General features: G+C 47.4%; 22 protein-coding genes and 3 tRNA genes. 12 read left to right on the top strand and 13 right to left on the bottom strand.

The genetic code is table 11. The features are described from left to right. Nucleotides 1-83 precede the first annotated feature (83 nt). The 9 genes from W04_RS18085 to lolB form a co-directional block, all read right to left on the bottom strand. A tRNA-Gln gene (locus W04_RS18085) sits at nucleotides 84-158 on the bottom strand. 38 nt (nucleotides 159-196) lie between these two features. Beyond that, nucleotides 197-281, bottom strand: a tRNA-Leu gene (locus W04_RS18090). Nucleotides 282-319: 38 nt separating this feature from the next. Next, nucleotides 320-396, bottom strand: a tRNA-Met gene (locus W04_RS18095). 201 nt (nucleotides 397-597) lie between these two features. Next, on the bottom strand, nucleotides 598-1689 hold the full coding sequence (gene ychF / locus W04_RS18100; protein WP_022944682.1) for a redox-regulated ATPase YchF: 1092 nt from the start codon (nucleotides 1687-1689) through the stop codon (nucleotides 598-600). A gap of 36 nt (nucleotides 1690-1725) precedes the next feature. Continuing rightward, nucleotides 1726-2310 (bottom strand): aminoacyl-tRNA hydrolase, encoded by a 585-nt coding sequence (gene pth, locus W04_RS18105; protein WP_022944683.1) that lies wholly within the window; start codon nucleotides 2308-2310, stop codon nucleotides 1726-1728. Nucleotides 2311-2329: 19 nt separating this feature from the next. Beyond that, nucleotides 2330-2953, bottom strand: a complete 624-nt coding sequence (locus tag W04_RS18110; RefSeq protein ID WP_022944684.1) for a 50S ribosomal protein L25/general stress protein Ctc — start codon at nucleotides 2951-2953, stop codon at nucleotides 2330-2332. Between the two features lie 200 nt (nucleotides 2954-3153). Further along, nucleotides 3154-4101 (bottom strand): ribose-phosphate pyrophosphokinase, encoded by a 948-nt coding sequence (locus tag W04_RS18115; RefSeq protein ID WP_022944685.1) that lies wholly within the window; start codon nucleotides 4099-4101, stop codon nucleotides 3154-3156. A gap of 80 nt (nucleotides 4102-4181) precedes the next feature. Continuing rightward, nucleotides 4182-5036 (bottom strand): 4-(cytidine 5'-diphospho)-2-C-methyl-D-erythritol kinase, encoded by an 855-nt coding sequence (gene ispE / locus W04_RS18120; protein WP_053911867.1) that lies wholly within the window; start codon nucleotides 5034-5036, stop codon nucleotides 4182-4184. Continuing rightward, the gene (gene lolB / locus W04_RS18125; protein ID WP_022944687.1) at nucleotides 5033-5620 is read right to left on the bottom strand and encodes a lipoprotein insertase outer membrane protein LolB; all 588 of its coding nucleotides are present in this window, start codon (nucleotides 5618-5620) and stop codon (nucleotides 5033-5035) included. The genes ispE and lolB overlap by 4 nt, the downstream gene beginning before the upstream one ends. A 219-nt stretch (nucleotides 5621-5839) precedes the next feature. On the opposite strand from lolB, the gene hemA reads away from it, so the two are divergent. From hemA to kdsA, 8 genes are all read left to right on the top strand, one after another. After that, nucleotides 5840-7096 carry a glutamyl-tRNA reductase gene (gene hemA, locus W04_RS18130; RefSeq protein WP_045979735.1) on the top strand — a complete coding sequence of 419 codons (1257 nt, stop codon included), beginning with the start codon at nucleotides 5840-5842 and terminating at the stop codon, nucleotides 7094-7096. A 7-nt stretch (nucleotides 7097-7103) separates the two neighbouring features. Next, nucleotides 7104-8189 (top strand): peptide chain release factor 1, encoded by a 1086-nt coding sequence (gene prfA, locus W04_RS18135; protein ID WP_045979734.1) that lies wholly within the window; start codon nucleotides 7104-7106, stop codon nucleotides 8187-8189. Further along, nucleotides 8190-9035, top strand: coding sequence for a peptide chain release factor N(5)-glutamine methyltransferase (gene prmC, locus W04_RS18140; RefSeq protein WP_053911869.1), 846 nt, complete (start codon nucleotides 8190-8192; stop codon nucleotides 9033-9035). It abuts the gene before it with no gap. 50 nt (nucleotides 9036-9085) lie between these two features. After that, complete coding sequence (locus tag W04_RS18145) at nucleotides 9086-10627, top strand: response regulator (protein ID WP_053911870.1); 1542 nt, start codon at nucleotides 9086-9088, stop codon at nucleotides 10625-10627. Nucleotides 10628-10635: 8 nt separating this feature from the next. Then, a complete protein-coding gene (locus W04_RS18150; protein WP_053911871.1) occupies nucleotides 10636-11010 on the top strand; it encodes a SirB2 family protein in 375 nt (124 codons plus the stop codon). 96 nt (nucleotides 11011-11106) lie between these two features. Beyond that, nucleotides 11107-11910: a tetratricopeptide repeat protein gene (locus W04_RS18155; RefSeq protein ID WP_053911872.1), complete on the top strand. Its 804-nt coding sequence runs from the start codon at nucleotides 11107-11109 to the stop codon at nucleotides 11908-11910. Between the two features lie 14 nt (nucleotides 11911-11924). Then, nucleotides 11925-13175, top strand: coding sequence for a DUF819 domain-containing protein (locus tag W04_RS18160; RefSeq protein WP_022944694.1), 1251 nt, complete (start codon nucleotides 11925-11927; stop codon nucleotides 13173-13175). A 10-nt stretch (nucleotides 13176-13185) separates the two neighbouring features. Continuing rightward, nucleotides 13186-14043 carry a 3-deoxy-8-phosphooctulonate synthase gene (kdsA, locus tag W04_RS18165; RefSeq protein ID WP_053911873.1) on the top strand — a complete coding sequence of 286 codons (858 nt, stop codon included), beginning with the start codon at nucleotides 13186-13188 and terminating at the stop codon, nucleotides 14041-14043. Between the two features lie 4 nt (nucleotides 14044-14047). Here the strand turns inward: kdsA and W04_RS18170 are convergent, their stop codons facing one another. Then, complete coding sequence (locus tag W04_RS18170; protein ID WP_053911874.1) at nucleotides 14048-14935, bottom strand: hypothetical protein; 888 nt, start codon at nucleotides 14933-14935, stop codon at nucleotides 14048-14050. A gap of 167 nt (nucleotides 14936-15102) precedes the next feature. On the opposite strand from W04_RS18170, the gene W04_RS18175 reads away from it, so the two are divergent. The 4 genes from W04_RS18175 to rlmM are packed head-to-tail and all read left to right on the top strand — an operon-like array spanning nucleotide 15103 to nucleotide 18076. Further along, a complete protein-coding gene (locus W04_RS18175) occupies nucleotides 15103-16002 on the top strand; it encodes a transcriptional regulator GcvA (RefSeq protein ID WP_022944697.1) in 900 nt (299 codons plus the stop codon). Then, nucleotides 16002-16619, top strand: coding sequence for an alpha/beta fold hydrolase (locus W04_RS18180; RefSeq protein ID WP_053911875.1), 618 nt, complete (start codon nucleotides 16002-16004; stop codon nucleotides 16617-16619). The genes W04_RS18175 and W04_RS18180 overlap by 1 nt, the downstream gene beginning before the upstream one ends. Continuing rightward, the gene (locus W04_RS18185; RefSeq protein WP_053911876.1) at nucleotides 16616-16981 is read left to right on the top strand and encodes a DUF423 domain-containing protein; all 366 of its coding nucleotides are present in this window, start codon (nucleotides 16616-16618) and stop codon (nucleotides 16979-16981) included. The genes W04_RS18180 and W04_RS18185 overlap by 4 nt, the downstream gene beginning before the upstream one ends. 9 nt (nucleotides 16982-16990) lie before the next feature. Beyond that, nucleotides 16991-18076 carry a 23S rRNA (cytidine(2498)-2'-O)-methyltransferase RlmM gene (gene rlmM, locus W04_RS18190; RefSeq protein ID WP_053911877.1) on the top strand — a complete coding sequence of 362 codons (1086 nt, stop codon included), beginning with the start codon at nucleotides 16991-16993 and terminating at the stop codon, nucleotides 18074-18076. Nucleotides 18077-18111: 35 nt separating this feature from the next. Here rlmM and W04_RS18195 read toward each other — a convergent pair whose 3' ends face one another. The 3 genes from W04_RS18195 to W04_RS18205 form a co-directional block, all read right to left on the bottom strand. After that, nucleotides 18112-18561: a VanZ family protein gene (locus tag W04_RS18195; RefSeq protein ID WP_082342292.1), complete on the bottom strand. Its 450-nt coding sequence runs from the start codon at nucleotides 18559-18561 to the stop codon at nucleotides 18112-18114. Continuing rightward, on the bottom strand, nucleotides 18522-19253 hold the full coding sequence (gene cysZ / locus W04_RS18200) for a sulfate transporter CysZ (protein ID WP_053911878.1): 732 nt from the start codon (nucleotides 19251-19253) through the stop codon (nucleotides 18522-18524). Before cysZ ends, W04_RS18195 begins: the two co-directional genes overlap by 40 nt. A gap of 118 nt (nucleotides 19254-19371) precedes the next feature. Further along, nucleotides 19372-21285: a hypothetical protein gene (locus W04_RS18205; RefSeq protein ID WP_053911879.1), complete on the bottom strand. Its 1914-nt coding sequence runs from the start codon at nucleotides 21283-21285 to the stop codon at nucleotides 19372-19374. Nucleotides 21286-21296: the final 11 nt, after the last annotated feature.

The following is a 21296-nucleotide window of genomic DNA, read 5'->3' on the forward strand; positions in this document are numbered from 1 at the left end:
TCTACCAATTCCGCCACTTCCGCAATATAATCTGGAGCATTTTGGAACTTAAGCCTAAGCTCATTCCTCAACTTCAGAAAAGTTGGCTGGAGTACCAGGATTTGAACCTGGGAATGGCGGGATCAAAACCCGCTGCCTTACCGCTTGGCGATACTCCAGCTACAGAAAATGATAATTTCAGTTCTTATCAAGAACATGGTGCGGAAGGAGAGACTTGAACTCTCACATCCGAAGATACTGGAACCTAAATCCAGCGCGTCTACCAATTCCGCCACTTCCGCATAAAGTAATTTCCATTTTCTTATTGGTAGAAAGAAAATGGTGGCTACGCCCTGATTTGAACAGGGGACCCCATCATTATGAGTGATGTGCTCTAACCAACTGAGCTACGTAGCCAACTTTTACTTGTTCATCATCGCTGATGCGGGGCGTATTATGCTGATCTGCCGAAAGCGCGTCAACACCTTTTTAGTAAAAACATAACGAGGATGAATTGTTTGCCTGAAAAACAAGCGAAGCGAATAAAAAACAGCTTCTTTTTCTCACTCACAAACAAAAAAGCCCGCTAATTAAGCGGGCTTATTGAAGCGGTGTTTATTACACGTTGAACAAGAAGTTCATCACATCGCCATCTTTAACAATGTAGTCCTTGCCTTCTTGACGCATTTTTCCGGCTTCTTTTGCGCCATTTTCGCCCTTGTATTCAATATAGTCATCAAACGCGATTGTTTGTGCACGGATAAAGCCTTTTTCGAAATCCGTATGTATTTTTCCTGCTGCTTGTGGCGCTGTTGCACCAACAGGAATCGTCCAAGCACGAACCTCTTTGACGCCCGCAGTGAAGTAAGTTTGCAGCTGTAGCAACTCGTAGCCGCCACGAATCACTCGGTTTAAGCCTGGTTCTTCAAGGCCTAAATCTTCCATAAATTCGTTGCGCTCGTCTTCTTCGAGCTCTGATAGTTCGGCTTCTATGGCTGCACAAACCGGAATAACCACAGCATCTTCATTCGCAGCAATCTCGCGCACGGTTTCTAAATGCGGGTTATTTTCAAAGCCATCTTCGTTGACATTGGCGATGTACATAGTTGGCTTAATGGTTAAGAAGTTTAAGTAATCAATGGCTGCTTTTTCTTCTTTTTCCAAGCGGAGTGAGCGCAGTGTTAAGCCTTCATCTAAATGCGCTTTTACTTTCTCAAGCACACTTATCTCGAATTTTGCGTCTTTGTCGCCGCCTTTGGCTTTCTTTGCTTGACGTAGTAGCGCTTTATCAGCACTGTCCATGTCAGCCAAAACAAGCTCAGTGTTGATAACTTCAATATCATCGGCAGGGTCGATTTGCCCGGCAACGTGGACAATATTGTCATTTTCAAAGCAGCGCACAACATGACCAATCGCATCGGTTTCGCGAATATTGGCGAGGAATTGGTTCCCTAGACCTTCACCTTTCGAAGCGCCTTTTACCAAACCAGCGATATCAACGAACTCCATGGTCGTAGGTAGAACACGTTGTGGGTTAACAATCTCTGCAAGCTGATTTAAACGTGCGTCGGGTACTGGAACAACGCCTGTATTTGGCTCGATAGTACAAAAGGGGAAGTTTTGCGCTTCAATACCAGCTTTGGTAAGCGCGTTGAAAAGGGTTGATTTACCAACATTAGGCAAGCCAACAATACCACATTTAAAACCCATATTATGTATACCTGTTTGTGTTCAAGCCACGCGTCATTATGGCTTAAATGAGTGGAGTCTGTTTTGTGCTTTAAGCACACCGTCTTTCGCCAAAATATCCATGCAGCGCACAGCCTCATCAACTGCGGCGTCGATCTTCTCCTGATCAGCTTGAGGCGCCTTACCTAACACCCAACCGGTCACTTTATCACGGTGACCTGGGTGGCCAATACCTATACGCAAACGCATAAATTCTTTGTTGTTAGCCATTTTCGCAATGATATCTTTTAGTCCGTTGTGACCGCCGTGTCCACCGCCTTTTTTTAACTTAGCGATGCCCGGTTCTAAATCCATCTCGTCATGAGCAACAAGAATATGCTCAACGGGGATTTTGTAAAAGTTAGCTAAACTGGCCACAGATTTACCACTGAGATTCATATAAGTGGTTGGAATCAGAAGCTTAAATTCGCTGTCACCGATAATAACTTTGCCGGTTAAGCCGTGATGTTTTGCGTCAGGTTTTAGAGTGCAGTTATAGCGTGCGGCCAGTTCTTCGATAAACCAGGCCCCTGCATTATGGCGGGTCTTTTGATATTCGGGGCCTGGATTAGCCAGGCCCACTAGCATTTGAATAGTATTCAAGGTGCTAACACCTTAAACCTTATTCTGCGTCGCTATCAGACGCTTCTTCTGAGTCTTCAGCTGGAGCAGCTTTGTTAGCGTTGACAGTTACAACCGCTTGGTCATGGTCAGCGCCTTTAGCTAGTTCTACTGAAACAACACCTGCTGGTAGTTTGATCTCAGATAGGTGTAGTGAATCACCAGGAACTAGGTCAGCTACGCTTACTTCGATGAACTCAGGTAGCGCTTTAGGTAGACACGTGATTTCGATTTCAGTTAGTTGGTGAACAGCAGTTGCACCTTTTTTGCTAACTTCTTCATCACCGATGAAGTGAATTGGCACGTTAGTGTGGATCTTAGAGTTCGGGTCAACACGTTGGAAGTCTAAGTGCGTGATCTTAGGCTTGAACGGGTGACGGTGAATGTCTTTAAGAATCGCTTCAACAGACTCACCACCGATGTTCAGGGTAAGAATGTGCGTGTAGAAACCTTCGTGGTCTTGTGCTTGGTTCACTTTGTTGTGGTCAAGCGTTAGTGATACAGCGTCTTTGCCTGCACCGTAAAGGATCGCAGGAACTTTGTCTGCACGACGTAGGCGGCGGCTCGCACCAGTACCTAGCTCTGTACGTACTTCTGCATCAAATGTGTAAAAATCGTTAGACATGATGTCTCCAAATTATCAAATTAATATAGTGTAAGACCTTCGCGACCAAAGGCCTTAACCCAATTGGCAAGCAATGTAACACCACAGCCAATTAAAAAAGGCGCGCTATAGTACCACCGGCCTTGGTTAAAATAAACAGCAGAATAAAAAAAACACCGCCGAGGCGGTGTTTTCTATTTGAGCTCATCGGCGAAGCAGCTTTAGTGCTCAAACATCGCCGAAATAGATTCTTCGTTGCTAATACGACGGATGGTCTCGGCCATCATATCAGCTAAGGTTAATACCTTGATATTGTCCAAGGCTTTAAGCTCATCTGACAACGGAATTGAGTCGGTGACAATGACTTCGTCAATTACTGAATTACGCAGGTTTTCAGCTGCATTACCGGATAATACTGGGTGCGTAGCATAAGCAAACACGCGTTTAGCGCCATGTTCTTTTAATGCTTCAGCAGCTTTACAGAGTGTGCCGCCAGTATCAATCATGTCATCAACGATAATACAGTCACGACCTTTGACATCACCAATGATGTGCATAACCTGAGACACATTGGCTTGAGGACGACGCTTATCAATAATAGCGAGGTCTTTGTCATCAAGTAACTTCGCAATAGCACGGGCGCGAACTACGCCACCAATGTCAGGTGAGACGACGACTACGTCGTCAAAATCACGCTGAGCCATGTCTTCGATAAGTACAGGGCTGCCAAATACGTTGTCCACCGGCACATCGAAAAAGCCTTGGATTTGCTCGGCGTGGAGGTCTACCGTTAGCACACGGTCGACGCCAACACTTGATAAGAAATCAGCAACAACTTTGGCAGTGATTGGCACACGAGCAGAACGCACACGGCGATCTTGACGGGCATAACCAAAGTACGGCAGTACAGCGGTGATACGCCCAGCTGAAGCGCGGCGCAGCGCATCAACCATGACGATTAATTCCATCAGGTTGTCGTTGGTCGGCGCACAGGTAGACTGGATAATAAAAACGTCCGAGCCACGGACGTTTTCATTAATAGATACACTGATTTCACCGTCGCTAAAACGACCAACTTCGGCATCGCCTAGTTCGATATATAAACGTTTTGCAACTTTTTGAGCTAGGTCAGGCGTTGCATTACCAGCGAAGAGCTTCATGTCTGGCACGGTAGGGTTCCTCGGGCACTGAAATTTTGGACTAACATGCAAGTGAATTTGCAGGCTAACTTAAACACTTTACTTCTACATTAGTTTAAACCAAGCGCTGTATGAGCAGGAGATTGATTTAAACTTTTGGCAACAAAGCCTTGCCACTCGGTGGGCAGCTTTTCTAGAACGTCTAACGCTGCGCGCTCGCTATCGAACGCGGCGAAACAACACGCCCCAGTGCCAGTCATTCTCGACGGGGCGTATTTTAGCAACCACTGCAGTGTTTTTTCAACCTCGCTGTAGAGCTTTTTGACCAGTGCTTCACAGTCATTTCTATGCTCTGCATGCTGCCATTGCTGTGGTAGGGGGGCGCTATCTCGAGGTAAATCAGGGTGGCCAAATACCGCTGCGGTGCTTATATGCACTTGTGGATGTACTACCAAATACCAGTGTTGTGGTACATCAACCGCTTGTAATTGTTCACCAACCCCTCGTGCTAGGGCACTGTGCCCGCCTATAAACACCGGCACATCGGCACCGAGTTGAATGCCTAATTCTGCTAGCTCATCCAGGCTCAGCTTTTTGCCCCACAGTGAATTAAGAGCAAGTAGGGTTGTTGCCGCATCCGATGAACCACCGCCGACGCCGCCGCCCATAGGCAATCGCTTGTCGATATCAATATTCACTCCGCACACTTCGAGCCCCCGCTGCTGATAGGCTTGGCGCAAAAGTTCGCTGGCGCGTAAAATAAGGTTCTCCTCGTTGGCCACGCCATTCATTGGCGCCAACTCGAGGCGTGAGTCTTGGCGTGGTTGAAAATGCAACTCATCGCCGTGGTCAAGAAAAGTGAAAAGGGTTTCCAATTCATGATAGCCGTCATCCCGACGCCCCGTTATATGCAAAAACAAATTAAGTTTAGCCGGTGCTATCACGCTAAGTGCACATGAGTTCATTGCAGTTGCCATTCATTAATTAATAACTTAACGCGCAGAGTATCGTGGCTCAGGGTGATACGCGTTGGTAGCCAAACGCCCTGAATAGCCTCGTAATTTTGGTAACGAATCTGCCACTGACGATTATCCGGGCTCAGCCAGCTGGCGCTGCGTACGCGTTGTTGTTGATCAAACTGAGCTGACTCGGCGTCGTAGGCCGCTAGCAGCCATTGTTCTGGGGTATCTAAAGGTAACAGCCAACCGCTTAAACGATACACCAAGCTCTGTGCGTTATGTCCTTGGTATTGTTCGCCATCGATATCCAGCTCAACGATATAGGGGTGGCGTTTTAAGCGCAAAACGTTGGTGCCGATAAAGGTGTTTAAATCGAGGCTGTATTCATCGTCTTGTTGTTGCCAAACAAAATTAGCTGATTGCCGCTTCTGTGGTGAAATAAACGCCATTTTACCTTCACTGCGAAAGTGTTTTATTTGCTTAAGGGAGGTGCGCCAAGTGTCGCTAGGTGGTGTGGATTCCGGGATTGTTTGTACACAGCCTGTGAGAAACAAAAAAAACACCAGCAAAATCAATCGAAAGTTAATCAAATGTCTTTCCCGCCTTTCCTTATTCGCTTGATTTTCGTAAAATTATTCGCTTGAAGCAGGTTCAGACCAATGTTATTGCAAGCGATTTTCATTTAGCGTCGACGAATTCGTTTACTGCCATCGATAAAATCCGTTTGGCAGAAGCTATCCATCTATGCGCTAATTTAAAGAATGAGTAAGTATTTAATAAAATTGGTTGTTAAGCAATAGTTGTCCACCATGACCATAGTCGCACTGGGTATTAATCACAAAACAGCATCGGTTGATTTGCGCGAGAGAGTTGCCTTCTCTCCCGAACAACTTGACCGTGCACTACAGCAACTCACAATGCAAGATGAGTTTGCCGAGTCCGTGATCGTCTCGACCTGCAATCGCACTGAAATATATTGTTCACTTGAGAGCGGTACACCGGAGCAAGTGTTGCAGTGGCTCGCGCAGTTTCACCAACTTGATAGCAAAGAACTGGCGGAAAACGTGTACAGCTTTGATCACAGCCAAGCTATCTATCATTTGATGAAGGTGGCCTGCGGTCTTGATTCATTAGTACTGGGTGAGCCGCAAATTCTTGGGCAAATAAAACAAGCGTACGCCAGCGCTAAAAAGAATGGCGGTGTTGGAGTCTTATTCGAGCGCTTATTTCAAAAAACGTTCTCTGTCGCGAAACAGGTGCGTACCGAGACGAATATTGGTGCCAGTGCGGTGTCGGTGGCCTACGCTGCGGTGAATTTAGCCAAACATATTTATGGCAAGCTAGATAACACGCGTGTGCTACTCATTGGCGCTGGTGAAACCATTGAGCTGGTTGCCAGACATATTCATCAGCACTCACCCCAATCAATGACTGTTGCCAACCGTACCATTGACCGTGCCCGAAATTTAGCCGACGAGTTCGCCGCTGGCGTGATATCCTTAGCACAGTTGCCGGAACAATTACCACAGGCCGATATTGTCATCAGCTCAACGGCCAGTACGTTGCCCATTATCGGTAAAGGGGTGATTGAGCAGGCGCTTAAAAAGCGTAAAAACAAGCCTATGCTGTTGATTGATATCGCTGTTCCACGGGATATCGAAAGCCAAGTGGCGGAGCTGGATAACGCCTATTTATATTCAGTGGATGACTTGCAAGCGATCGTCAGCGAAAATATGGCAACGCGAGAGCAAGCAGCAAAAGAAGCCGAGCAGATTATCACCGCGCGAGTCAGTGAGTTTGATAATTGGCTAAAGTCTCTCGATTCAGTGGGACTCATCCGCGATTATCGTAATGATGTGACGCAAACGAAAGAACAACTCCTTGAGCGAGCAATGGCTCAGCTAGCCAGTGGCAAAGAGCCAGAGAAAATAATGGTTGAGCTCGCTAATAAACTCACTAATCGACTGATGCATGCGCCTACTAAGGCAATTAAAGATGCGGCCGAGAAAGGCGAAGTGGGGCAGCTGGCACAAATGCAAAAAATGTTAGGAATTAACCAGGAATAGCAAACACATGAAAGAGTCGGTATACCGCAAGTTAGAAACCTTGGTGGAGCGTTATGAAGAAGTTCAAGCGCTACTGAGTGATCCCGAAGTGATAGGCGATCAAGACAGGTTTCGTGCTTTGTCCAAAGAATATGCAGAATTAGAAGAAGTGGCTAAAGCCTTTACCGCCTATCAGCAAGCACAAGAAGATGTGAGCACAGCACAAGAAATGCTCAAAGATTCCGATCCTGATATGCGTGAAATGGCGCAAGAAGAATACAAAGAAGCAAAAGCTCAAGTGGAGAGCCTAGAAGAGCAATTGCAAGTATTGATGTTGCCTCGCGACCCTCGTGATAACAACAATGTGTTTTTAGAAGTGCGGGCCGGTACGGGCGGTGATGAAGCGGCTATTTTCGCAGGCGATCTATTCCGTATGTACAGTCGCTATGCAGAAACTCAGAAGTGGCAAGTAGAGCTAGTCAGCGCTAACGAAGGTGAACACGGCGGTTATAAAGAGGTGATTGCCAATATCAAAGGCGACGGCGTATACGGTAAGCTAAAGTTTGAATCCGGTGCGCACCGAGTGCAGCGTGTGCCTGAGACGGAATCGCAAGGGCGTGTTCATACCTCTGCGTGTACGGTCGCGGTGATGCCTGAGATCCCAGAAGCCGAAGCCATCGAAATTAATACCGCAGATATTAAAGTAGATACCTTCCGCGCCTCGGGTGCCGGTGGACAGCACGTTAACAAAACTGACTCTGCTATTCGTATTACCCACATTCCTACAGGCGTTGTGGTTGAGTGTCAGGATGAACGTTCACAACATAAAAACCGCGCTAAAGCAATGTCGGTTCTTGCTGCTCGCTTGGAGCAAGCGGAAACAGAAAAACGTCAGGCAGAAGAGGCCAGCCAGCGTCGTAATTTGGTGGGCAGTGGCGACCGCTCTGAGCGTATTCGTACCTACAATTACCCACAAGGGCGTATTACTGACCACCGTATTAACCTCACCCTGTATCGTTTGAATGAGGTGGTTGCCGGTGATTTAGGCGCTGTGATCGACCCACTATTGATAGAACACCAAGCCGACTTGCTTGCTGCAATGGGTGACGATTAATTGTCGAGTTCGACTATCGATACCGTGTTGCGCAATGCAGCAACGGCGCTCGCAGGCAGTAGTGAATCACCACGCCTAGATGCACAAGTCTTGTTATTGCACGTGTTGCGTAAACCACGCTCCTACCTATTTGCTTGGGGCGATAAGGCCCTCGACGAGCGTCAACTGCGTGAGTTTGAAAAGCTATTAAGTCAGCGTTTGCAAGGGGTGCCAGTTGCCCACTTAACGGGCACCCGCGAATTTTGGTCCTTACCATTAGCCGTCAACAGTAGCACCTTAATACCGAGACCCGATACCGAGACGCTTGTTGAACAGGCGTTGGCGCTCGACCTACCTGAGAATGCGCAGGTTTTAGACCTCGGTACAGGCACAGGGGCAATTGCTTTGGCGCTGGCTAGTGAACGTCAGCAATGGCAGGTGCAAGGGGTTGATGCCAGTGCCGATGCCGTTACCTTAGCCATGCACAACCAACAGTCCCTTGGTATTGCAAATGTGCGCATCTACCAGAGCGATTGGTTCAGTGCTATTGTCGCTCAGCGCTTTGACCTTATTGTTAGTAATCCGCCCTATATCGATGAGAGCGACCCTCACCTGAGTGTTGGAGATGTGCGCTATGAACCTCTCAGCGCTTTGGTTGCCAAAGACAATGGCTTAGCCGATATTGACCATATCATTGCCCAAGCACGCGCTTATTTGCACCCAGGTGCAACGCTGATGTTAGAGCATGGCTTCGAGCAAGGGCAGGCTGTACGGCAACTGTTGACTAATTACGGGTACGTTAATGCGCGGACTGTGGTCGATTTAGGTCAAAATGAGCGCATCACCTTGGCTGAATACACAGCTTAGGCCTATGCTTAGGGAGTGACATTGGTCGTTGATTTTTAAAAGGAACTAACATGTCCGAAGACTTTTTATTCAGTGATGAGGAAATTGAAGAAGTCGAGCAAGATAGCCTTGGAACTTGGAAAATCCTTATTGTTGATGATGAACCAGAAGTCCATGCTGTGACGAAACTCGCGCTAAGTGATTTCGAGTTCCAAGAAAAACGGCTGGAGTTTATCAGTGCCTACTCAGGCAGCGAAGCGAAGCAGCTAATTAATCAGCACTCAGACGCAGCCATTGTGCTACTCGATGTGGTTATGGAAACCGATGATGCCGGCTTGAAGGTGGCAGAGTACATCCGCCATGAAGCCAAAAACCATCATGTGCGTATTATTCTCAGAACAGGTCAGCCCGGCCAGGCGCCAGAGCGCCAAGTCATCGTTAATTACGATATCAACGATTACAAGTCGAAAACCGAACTGACAGCGCAAAAGCTGTTCACCGTAGTGATGTCCAGCCTGCGCTCGTATCGTGACATTTTAGCCATCGAGCAATCGCGCCAAGGACTGGAAAAAATTATCACCGCTTCGCGAGATATTTTTGCTTCACACTCCATGGAAACCTTTATTCACGGAGTAATTCAGCAGCTCACTTCTTTACTCGGCTCAGTTGATAAGGCCATGTATGCGACCTCTTTAGTGGCCAGCAGTGAGCAAAAGGATGCGAAAAATTTAGTGGTTTTTGCCGGTCAGGGGGAGTTTGAACAAAGTGAAGGTAAATCTCTAGATCAAGTTCTCAGTGCAGAACAGTTTAGCGCCTGTACTCAAGCGCTCAATGAAAAAACCATTATTTATAAAGACGATTATCTGTTTGCCCATTGCTCTAGCCAATACAATAACAGCGCCTTGCTTTATATCTCCGGGGTGCCTAAAAATCTGACCACCACGCAACGACACTTAATTGAAATCTTTGCTCAGAACGTACAAATTGCGTATGAAAATGTACAGCTGCAATCGGAAATAGAAGACACTCAGCAGGAGTTGGTGTGGCGCTTAAGCGAGGCGTTAGAGCAGCGCAGTAACGAGACAGGCAATCACGTGCGCCGGGTGTCGCACATCTGCTATGAGTTGGCGCGGGGCTTGGGGTTGAGCGAGCAAGAGTGTGAACTGGTGCGCAGTGCGTCTCCCCTGCATGATGTTGGCAAAGTGGGCGTGCCTGACGCTATTTTACATAAGCCAGGGAAGCTCGATGAAAACGAATGGCAGGTGATGAAACAGCATGCGCAAAAAGGTTACACTATTTTAGCGGATTCTAAACGGCCCTTAGTACAAGCAGGAGCCACGATTGCTCAAGAGCATCATGAGTGGTGGGATGGCAGTGGCTATCCGCAAGGAAAAAAAGGCCAAGATATTCACGTGTTTGGTCGCATAGTGGCGTTGGCAGATGTCTATGATGCCTTACGTCATCGGCGCAGTTACAAAGAGCCTTGGGGTAAAGCCGAAGTCGTGGAAGAAATTCAACGCTTACGCGGGACCCAGTTTGAGCCCAAGCTCGTAGATGTATTTATTGAAAAACTAGACACGCTAGAAACAATTCTAGCGCGCTACCCAGATTAAGGAATGGTATGGATTATATTGCACTAAAACACACCCATGTGTTGTTTGTAGTCTTGAGTGTGGTGCTTTTTTACACCCGCGCTTTCTCACGTATCGGTGGTGGTAAAATTGCTGCGAATAAAGCAGTATTTATATCCAGCCATATTGTTGACACCTTGCTGCTACTGAGTGCGATTGCGCTGCTTGTGGTGGCCAGTATCAACCCCCTTGCAGTGCCATGGCTATGGCAAAAAATTATTTTAGTGGTCGCTTACATTGTTATCGGTTTTAAGCTGCTTAAAGCGCCTACACAAGGCAAAAAATGGTTATGGTTAGGGGTTAATACCCTCGTGCTTTTAGCGATTGGCTACTTGGCTGGGTCGAAATCTGGCTTCTTTAGTTAACAATTAACCACTAAAAACCGCCGAAATTGGTATATCTTCACGATCCTAGGTAAACTAGCGCTCAGTTTTTTTAGCTCGTGAGATGTACCCTATTCTATGTCTGATGTGTGGTTAGATGACCAATTCGATCTAGAGCACAGCTACAGTGTCAGTGCCATCACTCAGTGTATTCAAGCTGAAGCTCGGTGGCATGCACAAGCTAATGTTGATGATGCCTTTGCTCAACTCAAACAGTTACAACAAGCCGCCAGCGAGGTGTATGCGCGTTACAGCGATAAACACCAAGCGCTTGATGCTATCGTTGATTGTTTTTACAGTGACTGGAGCTTCAGTGGCACGCAGCAAGAGATGCCAGAGTATCGCCTAAACAGTGTTTATTTTACCTTGCTATACCGCACAGGTAACAGCCTGTCATTGGCGATTGTACTGCAAGCTATTTTAGAACATTGTCGCTTTAACGCCGATATTGCACTGATTGATCAAAGTGTTATGGTGCAGGTATCGTTTAGTGCACAGGAATACTACCTCATAGAACCCGCCTCTGGGCAACAGATATGGCATTTGCAGCCTGAAAACGTGGAAACTGATAATGAGACATTACCTGAGATGGTGTTCGATGAAGAGGCATATAAGCTGTATCTGGCGCATCAAAAATGGGCTTTTATCGGTGCTGAACGTTTTGGCGACGCGCTTGCCTGTGTGGAATTACTGATTGAACTACTCGGTGATGATCCCTATGAGCGGCGCGACAGAGGGTACTTGCTTAACCAAATTGACCGACCAGAACTGGCCAAGGCTGATTTACGTTTTTTTGTCGATGAATGTCCCGACGACCCAGCCATTGAGCTAGTCCGTCATCAAATTGACGAGCTGGATAACAATAACAACACACTCCATTAGGGTAAGGATTTTTTATGGCTCAACCTCATGAGGCACTGATCACCAACGATGCGGTGGTGATGGGTATGCTCGCCGTGATCCTCGGCGTTATATTTAAAACGGCACATAGCCAGCATCGTTTCTGGCAAAAGTTTTATAAGTATGTTCCCGCGCTTTTACTGTGCTACTTTTTACCGTCGTTGCTTAATACTTTTGGCATCGTTGACGGCCACAGTTCCAATGTTTACTACGTTGCTTCGCGGTTTTTGCTACCTGCATGTTTGATATTATTAACCATTAGCATAGATTTAAGAGCGATTATTAATCTCGGCCCTAAGGCGCTGATTATGTTTTTAACCGGCACCGTGGGCATTGTGATTGGCGGGCCTTTAGCTATTTTAGTGATGAGTGCCATCTACCCTGAAGCGGTTGGCGGTCATGGCCCTGATGCCGTGTGGCGGGGAATGACGACAATTGCCGGCAGCTGGATTGGTGGCGGAGCTAACCAAGCATCAATGAAAGAGATGTTCGAGGTTGGCGGCGATATCTTCTCAGCCATGGTGACAGTGGATGTGATTGTTGCCAATCTATGGATGGCGGTACTGTTGCTAATGGCCGGGAATCACAAAGCCATCGATGCGAAAACGGGTGCCGACACCACTGCCATTGAGGATTTGAAAAAGCGGGTCGAAGCCTACCATGCTGAGCATGCGCGGATGCCCACACTGAATGACTACATGACCATTATTGCCATCGCGTTTGGTATTACCGGCTTTGCCCATTTTTGCGGTGATTTGTTAGCCCCTTACTTTGATCAATTTGCGTGGGCTCAGGAATACAGCCTAAATAGTAAGTTTTTCTGGCTGATAGTGATTTCAACCACTATTGGTATTAGCTTATCCTTCACTCGGGTGCGCCATATTGAGGCTTTTGGAGCGTCAAAGGTGGCCTCAAGCTTCCTCTATATTTTGGTCGCATCCATCGGCTTACACATGAATATTACCGCTATTTTAGACAGCCCGCTGTATTTCGTAGTGGGTGCTATTTGGATGCTTACCCATGCCAGCTTGATGCTGATTGTCGCCAAACTGATCAAAGCGCCGTTGTTCTACATGGCGGTGGGTTCGCAAGCCAATGTCGGCGGCGCCGCATCAGCGCCGGTGGTGGCATCAGCCTTTCACCCCTCATTGGCCCCGGTGGGCGTACTACTGGCGGTGTTAGGTTACGGTGTGGGTACTTACATGGCTTATATTTGTGGCTTGATTATGCAATCAGTCGCCCCTTAAGGAAATGACAATGACGATTGAAAAGTTAACTATCGGTGCCATTGAGTTGGCAAACAAAAACCCCTTTGTGCTGTTTGGTGGTATGAACGTACTCGAATCTCGCGATTTGGCGATGCGTATCGCAGAGCACTATGTGGAGGTCACGAATAAGCTCAATATTCCTTATGTATTTAAGGCCTCTTTTGACAAAGCAAATCGGTCGTCTATTTCCTCATATCGAGGTCCGGGTATGGAAGAAGGGCTGAAGATTTTTGAAGAGATTAAGCGTACTTTTGATATTCCATTAATTACCGATGTGCATGAACCCTATCAGGCAGCCCCTGTTGCAGAGGTCGTGGATGTTATTCAGCTGCCGGCATTTTTAGCACGGCAGACGGATTTGGTAACGGCAATGGCGAAAACTGGCAACGTTGTAAACGTCAAAAAGCCACAGTTTTTAGCCCCTCATGAGATGCGTCATATCATCAATAAGTTTGCCGAAGCGGGTAACGAGCATGTGGCTTTGTGTGAGCGAGGAACCAGTTTCGGCTATAACAACTTAGTGGTTGATATGCTTGGCATGGATGATATGAAAGCCATGGCACCGGTTATTTTTGATGCCACTCATGCGCTACAACGCCCGGGTGGACGCAGTGACAGTGCCGACGGTCGCCGTGCTCAAGCGGCTGAATTGGCGCGCAGTGGTATGGCTCTTGGCCTTGCTGGACTATTCATTGAAGCTCACCCAAATCCTAACGAAGCTAAATGTGATGGCCCATGTGCACTGCCATTGGCGAAACTGGAAGGTTACCTGACACAAATGAAAGCCATTGATGATTTGGTAAAGAGCTTCCCGGCGCTTGATACCAGTGCCAGCGATTTAGGTTAATGTCTTAGTTTGTATCGCGTTTTTCAGAGCCAGCGTGTTGCGCTGGCTTTTTTGTTAATAAGTGTTTTTCATATACTTGGGAAAAATCATCGAAGTATTCACTTAACCAATGACTTTGGTGTTGTCGGTACGACTCGCTGGGTAAAATATGGTCGCGGATAATAGGGTTAATACGGTTGATAAAGGTCGTGGCAAAGTCATTATCAGCGCGTTTGGCACAGCCGATGGCGCCAAACACGAGGCTTTCCTGGTTATTAGCTATGGGTAGAGTGACAAGCTGAGCGTCATGATGACGGTTGTAGTAAGTGGCGATAAAAGGGTAGTCGATGCCGAAGTCGATGCGTTCGTTGACTAACATATCGCCTAACACCGAGGCCTGATCGGCACCACGGTAATTAAGGATCACTGCTTGATTATTTTGTACTCGCGATTTGATTTGCTCAATCCACGGGCTGTATTTCCGCCCGGCACCTTGTCCATAGCGTAAACCTTTATCGTTTAAGAGCGAGTAAAGACGCACGGGGCTGCCATGTTTTTCGGTTATAGAGCGCTGCTTTTGTGCTGTGGTGACGATACCCATGGGCGGATAAACGCTGGTGCGCGTAGAGAAGGTCACTAAAGGATGATTGTCGCGTTTGATTAGGCAGGGCGCACATACATTTTTGCCTTGTTCAAAATACCCCTTCAAGCGCATTTGCGGTAAATGAATGGAGTTATGTTTTAAATCCGGAGTCCGGGCGATAACCTCATCAACGATATCATCGCAAATGCCCGAATCAGAGCTGCTGGCGGGCATGGAAAATGGCGGCGCATCAATGCGTAACCAAGTCACATCGTAGTCATTGGCAAAAGCTGGAAAAGCAACACTTAGTAGCAAATATAGAAACTTCATAAAAGCAGATTATGACGTTTTTACTTATTAGTCTAGAGGGGGATGTTCTGTTGTTTTACCGAGCAGTGATTTAGGACTGTGTTGTTAATCTGTCTTTTATCAAGTTTATTGTCTGCACCTAATCTAATGTTATACTTTACCCACATTAAAAAAACTAATCGTTAGTTATGGCTCGGCGACTTCCCCCTCTAAATTCTCTAAAGGCTTTTGAAGCAGCGGCAAGGCACTTAAGCTTTACCAAAGCAGCAGAAGAGCTGTATGTAACTCAAGCAGCCGTAAGCCACCAGATCAAAACCCTAGAAGAGCATTTAGGGTTGAAATTATTTTTGCGAAAAAATCGCTCATTGCTATTAACTGAAGAGGGGCAAGGGTACTTTCTCGATATTAAAGAGATTTTTGCACAATTAGTCGATGCTACAGAAAAACTGTTAGCGCGTGGAGCCAAAGGGTCGTTAACGGTGAGCCTGACTCCAAGCTTTGCGATTCAGTGGTTGGTGCCTCGGTTAAGTTTGTTTAACGAGTTACACCCAGAGATCGATGTGCGTATTAAAGCGCAAGACCAGGACGACAATTCGCTTCAAGATGATGTTGATATTGCTATCTATTATGGTCGCGGTCATTGGAGTGGCGTGGAAACTCATAAGTTGCACACCGAATACTTGGTGCCTTTGTGTAGCCCTATGCTATTGAACGGCCCTAAGCCGCTGAACGAGCCACAAGATTTGCAGTACCACACACTGTTGCACGATACCACGCGCCGACCATGGAAGTTATGGATGAAAACCGCTGGAGTACGCAATGTTCAAGTTAACCAAGGGCCGATATTCTCGCACTCGTCGATGGCGATGCAGGCTGCTGCCCACGGTCAAGGTGTGGCACTTGGCAACTTGGTGCTGGCGAAACCAGAAATTGATGCGGGGCGATTAATTGTGCCGTTTAATCATACCTTAGAAAGTAAAAACGCTTACTACCTAGTTTTTCGCGAGTCGCAATCGGAGCTCGGTAAAATCGTCTCATTTAAAGAGTGGATGCTAGGGTTAGTTGAAAAAGAACAGGAGCAGCTTTAATGCAGTGGATTGAAGCGCAATCACCGATTGCCCAGTTTATTTTTGCCCACGGTGCAGGGGCAGGCAGTGACAGTGACTTTATGCAGCAAATGGCAGCGAACATGGCCGAACTGGGTGTGAGCGTGGGGTTATTCGATTTCCCCTACATGCAGCGTGCTAAGCAAGAGAACAAACGCCGACCACCGGAAAAGGCCGATAAGCTGTTAGCCAGCTTTAACGAACACCTTGAGCAGCGTCGCGCAGGTTTGCCGCTGTTTATTGGCGGCAAATCCATGGGCGGGCGCATGGCTAGTATGTTGGTTGCTGAGCACCCAAATGATGTCCAAGGCGTGATTGCCTTCGGGTATCCGTTCCACCCGCCAGGAAAAAAAGACAAACTGCGCGTCGCCCATTTTGCCGATATCAAAGTACCTTTTTGTGTGCTCCAAGGAGAGCGCGACACTTTTGGCAAGCAATCAGAGTTGCTCGAGCTTGTCGATACACGTCCCGCTCAGCTCCATTGGTTAGAAGATGGCGATCATTCTTTGGTGCCGCGCAAAAAAAGTGGCTTTACCCAACAACAGCAATGGCAAAAGGCAGCGGAGCTCGCAGTGAGCTTTATCAAGGAGCATTTATGAGTCAGTTATTTCTTATTAGTGGAGCGCTTTTCGCGGGGCTCAGTGTTATACTTGGCGCCTTTGCTGCCCATGGCTTGAAAAGTCGCTTATCGGAGTACGCGATTGGCGTTTTCCAAACGGGTGTTGAATACCAAATGTATCATGCCCTAGGGTTGATTTTGCTCGGCATATTGGCCAAGTTTGGTGTCAACCTTACCATTAGCGGCTACTTTATGATCGCTGGCATTGTGCTCTTTAGTGGCAGCTTGTATGCCTTAGCCCTAACAAGTATCAAGTGGTTTGGGCCGATTACTCCGATCGGGGGCCTGTGCTTTATTATCGCTTGGGCCACCATGATCATTAAACTGTTACAAATGAAATAAGTCACCACCATGTCCTGTATTGTTATTTATTGTCGCGCTGGTTTCGAAAATGATGCCGCCGCAGAAATCACCCACCATGCCAGTCAACATGGCGTCGGCGGCTATGTAAAAGCCAAGCCAAACTCGGCATTGGTGGTGTATCACTGCTACAGCCATGATGAAGCGGAATACCTGCTTAAGAAAATTCCATTTAAAGATATGGTGTTTGCTCGGCAATGGTTTGTCGGCAAGCAAATAGCGCGTATGCCTATCGATGACCGTGTTACCAGCTTATGTGAAGCGGCCAAGGAGTTTCCATTATGTGGCGAACTGCGCGTGGAAACCTGTGACACTAACGACGGCAAAGAGCTCTCTAAGTTTTGTAAAAAAATTAGCACGCCACTGGCGAAAGGGTTAGAGAAACAAGAAACCTTACTGCGCCAGCAAGTGAAAAACCGACCGATATTACACGTGTTATTTATCGCCAGTGACACTGCTTATGTGGGCTATTCGTTTAGTTTTAATAATTCAGCACTGTATATGGGGATCCCCCGTTTACGTTATCCGAAAGATGCACCGAGCCGTTCAACGTTGAAACTAGACGAGGCCTTTATGGTGTTCGTCCCAGAAGACGAACAAGAAGACAGGGTGCGCTCCGGAATGAAAGCGGTCGATTTAGGTGCCTGTCCAGGCGGCTGGACATATCAATTAGTGCGCCGAGGAATGTTTGTGCAAGCCATTGATAATGGCCCTATGGACCAAGCGTTAATGGAAAGCGGACAAGTGAAGCATTACCGCGAGGATGGCTTTAAGTTCCGCCCAGAGCGTCGCAACATCGATTGGTTAGTATGTGACATGGTAGAAAAACCCAGCCGTGTTACCGAGCTTATGATTGATTGGGCGGTGAATGGCTTCGCCAAAGAGCTCATCTTTAACTTGAAACTGCCAATGAAGAAACGCTTTGACTGTGTATATGAAAATATGCAGCGCATTGATCAAGAGTTGCGCGAGTATGGAGTGAAGTTTAACTTACAGGCTAAGCACTTATACCATGACCGTGAAGAGGTAACGGTGCATGTACAGGTGTTGCGCGTACCGCAAAACGTCTATAGCTAGTCAACAAAAGCCGGGCAATAACCCGGCTTTAATCTTTACCTCTCGGTTGGTTGTGCCTGTCGCTTCAATACCCATGCCAGCACGATACTAGCGGCAATAATACCGAGTAAATCGGCGCCTAAATCGGCCAAATCAAACGTTCGCGTGGCAATAAACGCTTGGCTTATCTCTTCAATCAGCGCAAATGCACACACCAAAAGAGCGCCCCAATACACCTTCACTTTACCGTAAAGCGGCATTGCTCTCGCGCCGAGCGCAAGCGTAACTAACAGTGTAAAAGTCGCAAAAAGCACCAAGTGGCCAAGTTTGTCGCCGTAAGGTATCGCTGCGACCCATTGGAAGAAAAGGCTGTTTTGGCCGCTATTGGCCAAATAAATAATCCAGCCCAAGAATGCGGCAAAGGCTATTGCCGCAACAACAAATACAGCAGTGAAGTTCGGTTTTATCACAAGCTGCGGTACTGGCTGCGATAATTTTCTACCCATAATTTCGTTGCACCACAGACCGCCACAGGCATGATGATCATATTCAAAATAGGCACTGCAGCACATATCATCACTCCGGCACCAAAGCCGTAAGACAAGCCTTGGTGGGCTTTAAGGTCGCGTTTCATATCCTTGAAGCTGACCTTGTGATTATCAAACGCATAATCTTTATATTGCACCGCAAACATCCAACAGGTGAACAGGGCCCAAATGATCTGTCCGATCACCGGTAAAAACCACATGAGGATGAAAAAGCCAAGGGCGCGAGGTAAGTAGTAGCATAGCTTAGTCCACTCTCGCCCAAGCATACGTGGCACATCGCGCATGGTATCGAGCAAGCCATCATCGTTAATGCGCTGCCCGGTTAAGTGCATCTCCACTTTTTCCGAGAGAATGCCGTTGAACGGCGCGGCAATAAAGTTAGTGATCACCGTGAACACCATAGAGTAGCTAAACAGCAGCACCAATATAGCCAATGGCCATAAAATAAATTCCAGCCAAGTCAGCCATTCCGGCAACTGTGCATTGAGCCAGGCAAACGCATCAGTGAGCCAGCCATAGATAAAGAATAAAGACGTGCCGAAAATCACTAAGTTGATCAACAGCGGGATAAGAACGAAGCGCTTTAGGCCTTTTTGGGTGATCAGCGTAAAGCCACTAAAAAAGTATTCAAAACCACGACCTAACTGCATGGCATACCTCTACTATTTGGATCTCGATGGTTCCGCAGTATAACTAAGGCGTAAACAAATAACAGACTCTATTCATGCTTTGTTGCAAAAAGGCCCAACTTGAGTTGGGCCATAGCCATTATTTATTTTCTTCTAGTTGCTGGGTGTCTTGGCGTTCACGAAAGCCGCCCGCTTTATCATCGCTCAGCTTAGGCGTGCCATCTTCGGCGCGCGAGGCTTGGTTCACCTTGAGTATATTTTCTGCGTGCTGGAGGTCGGCTGTATTGGAAAAACCAGCGATGGTCTCACGGCCTTTTAAGAAGCCATCTATTTCATCAACGATGGTATTGAGCTCTTGCTCGTTTTTCTCCATGGTCATCACATAGCGCGGCATTTCCACATTGTCGCTGCCACTACTGGCAAAGGTGCTAGTGTGGATGCGCGAGCTAACAATCCACGGCGTGATTGATGATTTAACAATGACATTTTCACTGCGAGTGGAATCGTGAATGGACATACCGGTGGAGATCTTAGACTCGGTAAAGGTGCCTTCCGTTTTCATATACAGCAGCAACGAACTAAAGCGCAACTCGGCCCAAAATACATGGCTAAAGTTCTCCAGCATACGTCCTATGGTGCTGAATATTTGCCAGAAGAAAAAGCCACTGAGTAACGTCACGACCAATGCTGATAACTGCCCAAGCCACTGCTGCATTGCAGCACCATCGCCTCGTTCGGCACTGCGCACAAAGCTGTCTACGTTGTCCCATGACTGGGCTAGAAAGTCGTACAGGCCCTGAACTTTTGCGGCCAAAGCAAACAATAAGCAGGCGCCGATGACCACGCAAAGTTGCGCCGCGATGGTGCTAAATAAGCGCGTCGCTTTGAACCCTTGCGGCGCTGGAGTTGGCGTGAACTCAGGCTGAGTTTCGATTAACAGCTCACCACGAAAATCGCCTTTGCCCTGCGACTGCTCATTCAACGTGGGATCAAAGTCAATGTAAGTGCGGTTAGGGATCTCTCGATAGCGTCGATTGGCCAGCACGATATTTTCAATGTTGATAAAAATTTCATTAGGGTGCACCGACTCTTGTAAATTGGCGCGATATTCGCTCACTTCCGTTTGCGCGTTGCTTTGCTGTGCTCTAGTCGTCAACAAATAAAACAGCGCGACACTGGCTATGGCACCCAGTGCCAATAAGGTGATAAGGCTAGGCCAAGCAGAAAAGCTAACGACTTGCTCGGTCACACTTTGCCATTGCTGCAACTCATGGGCTGAGGGAGCAAATACATGATGATAAATAAGACCGATGACCACCGGGAAAATCACCGAAAAAGCGATGACTTTTGCCAATGATGCAGCCCCCACATCTTTGAGCTGTTTAACGCGTTTAAGACTGACGGCCTTGGCTGCACTGCGCCAACATAGCAGTAGGTAGACTAAAATAAGCGCTGAAAATATAGGAATAATAATATGGCCCGCTTTACCGGCAAGCCCAGAAGAAGACACAAAATACGTCAATGCGAAGGCAATAAGCGCGAGCACCGTCTGCAACAACACTGCGACAATTTCTTGTGCGACATTCCGCATTGGATAAGGTAAAAACACCAGCTTTGGCATAATCGAATGCACCAAGCGGCCAACCCAACCTTTGGGTTCGCTAAACGTGGTGTTTTTGCGGCCCATCAGCATCGACTCTAGGGTTTTTGCGCTGTAGGCTAACGATCCCTTTCGGCGCTCCAACTCTGCATTTTCTTGCTCGCTTTTAGTGAGGTTTAGCGCCAAGGAGCTAGGCACAGAACGACCAACAAAAAACTTAAACAACTGGAATAAACCACTGCCACAGCGCTGTAACCCCATAATCAACAGCACAAGGCCAAAGCCGGCGTAGATCCACGCCGCAACCAAGTTGTGCTCGGTGAGGGTGGTTACTTTAAAGAGGCTATATAGGCCTAATAGGGCGATACATAGGCCGCCGATGGAGCGAATTAACCCTTCCGCTTTAAAGGGGTTGGTTATGCCTAAGCCTTTTGAACCAAAATCATACGCCATAAGGGTTCCTT

Origin of the sequence: Pseudoalteromonas sp. SW0106-04, assembly GCF_001293805.1 — a bacterium.
In the GTDB taxonomy this organism is placed as follows: domain Bacteria; phylum Pseudomonadota; class Gammaproteobacteria; order Enterobacterales; family Alteromonadaceae; genus Pseudoalteromonas; species Pseudoalteromonas ruthenica.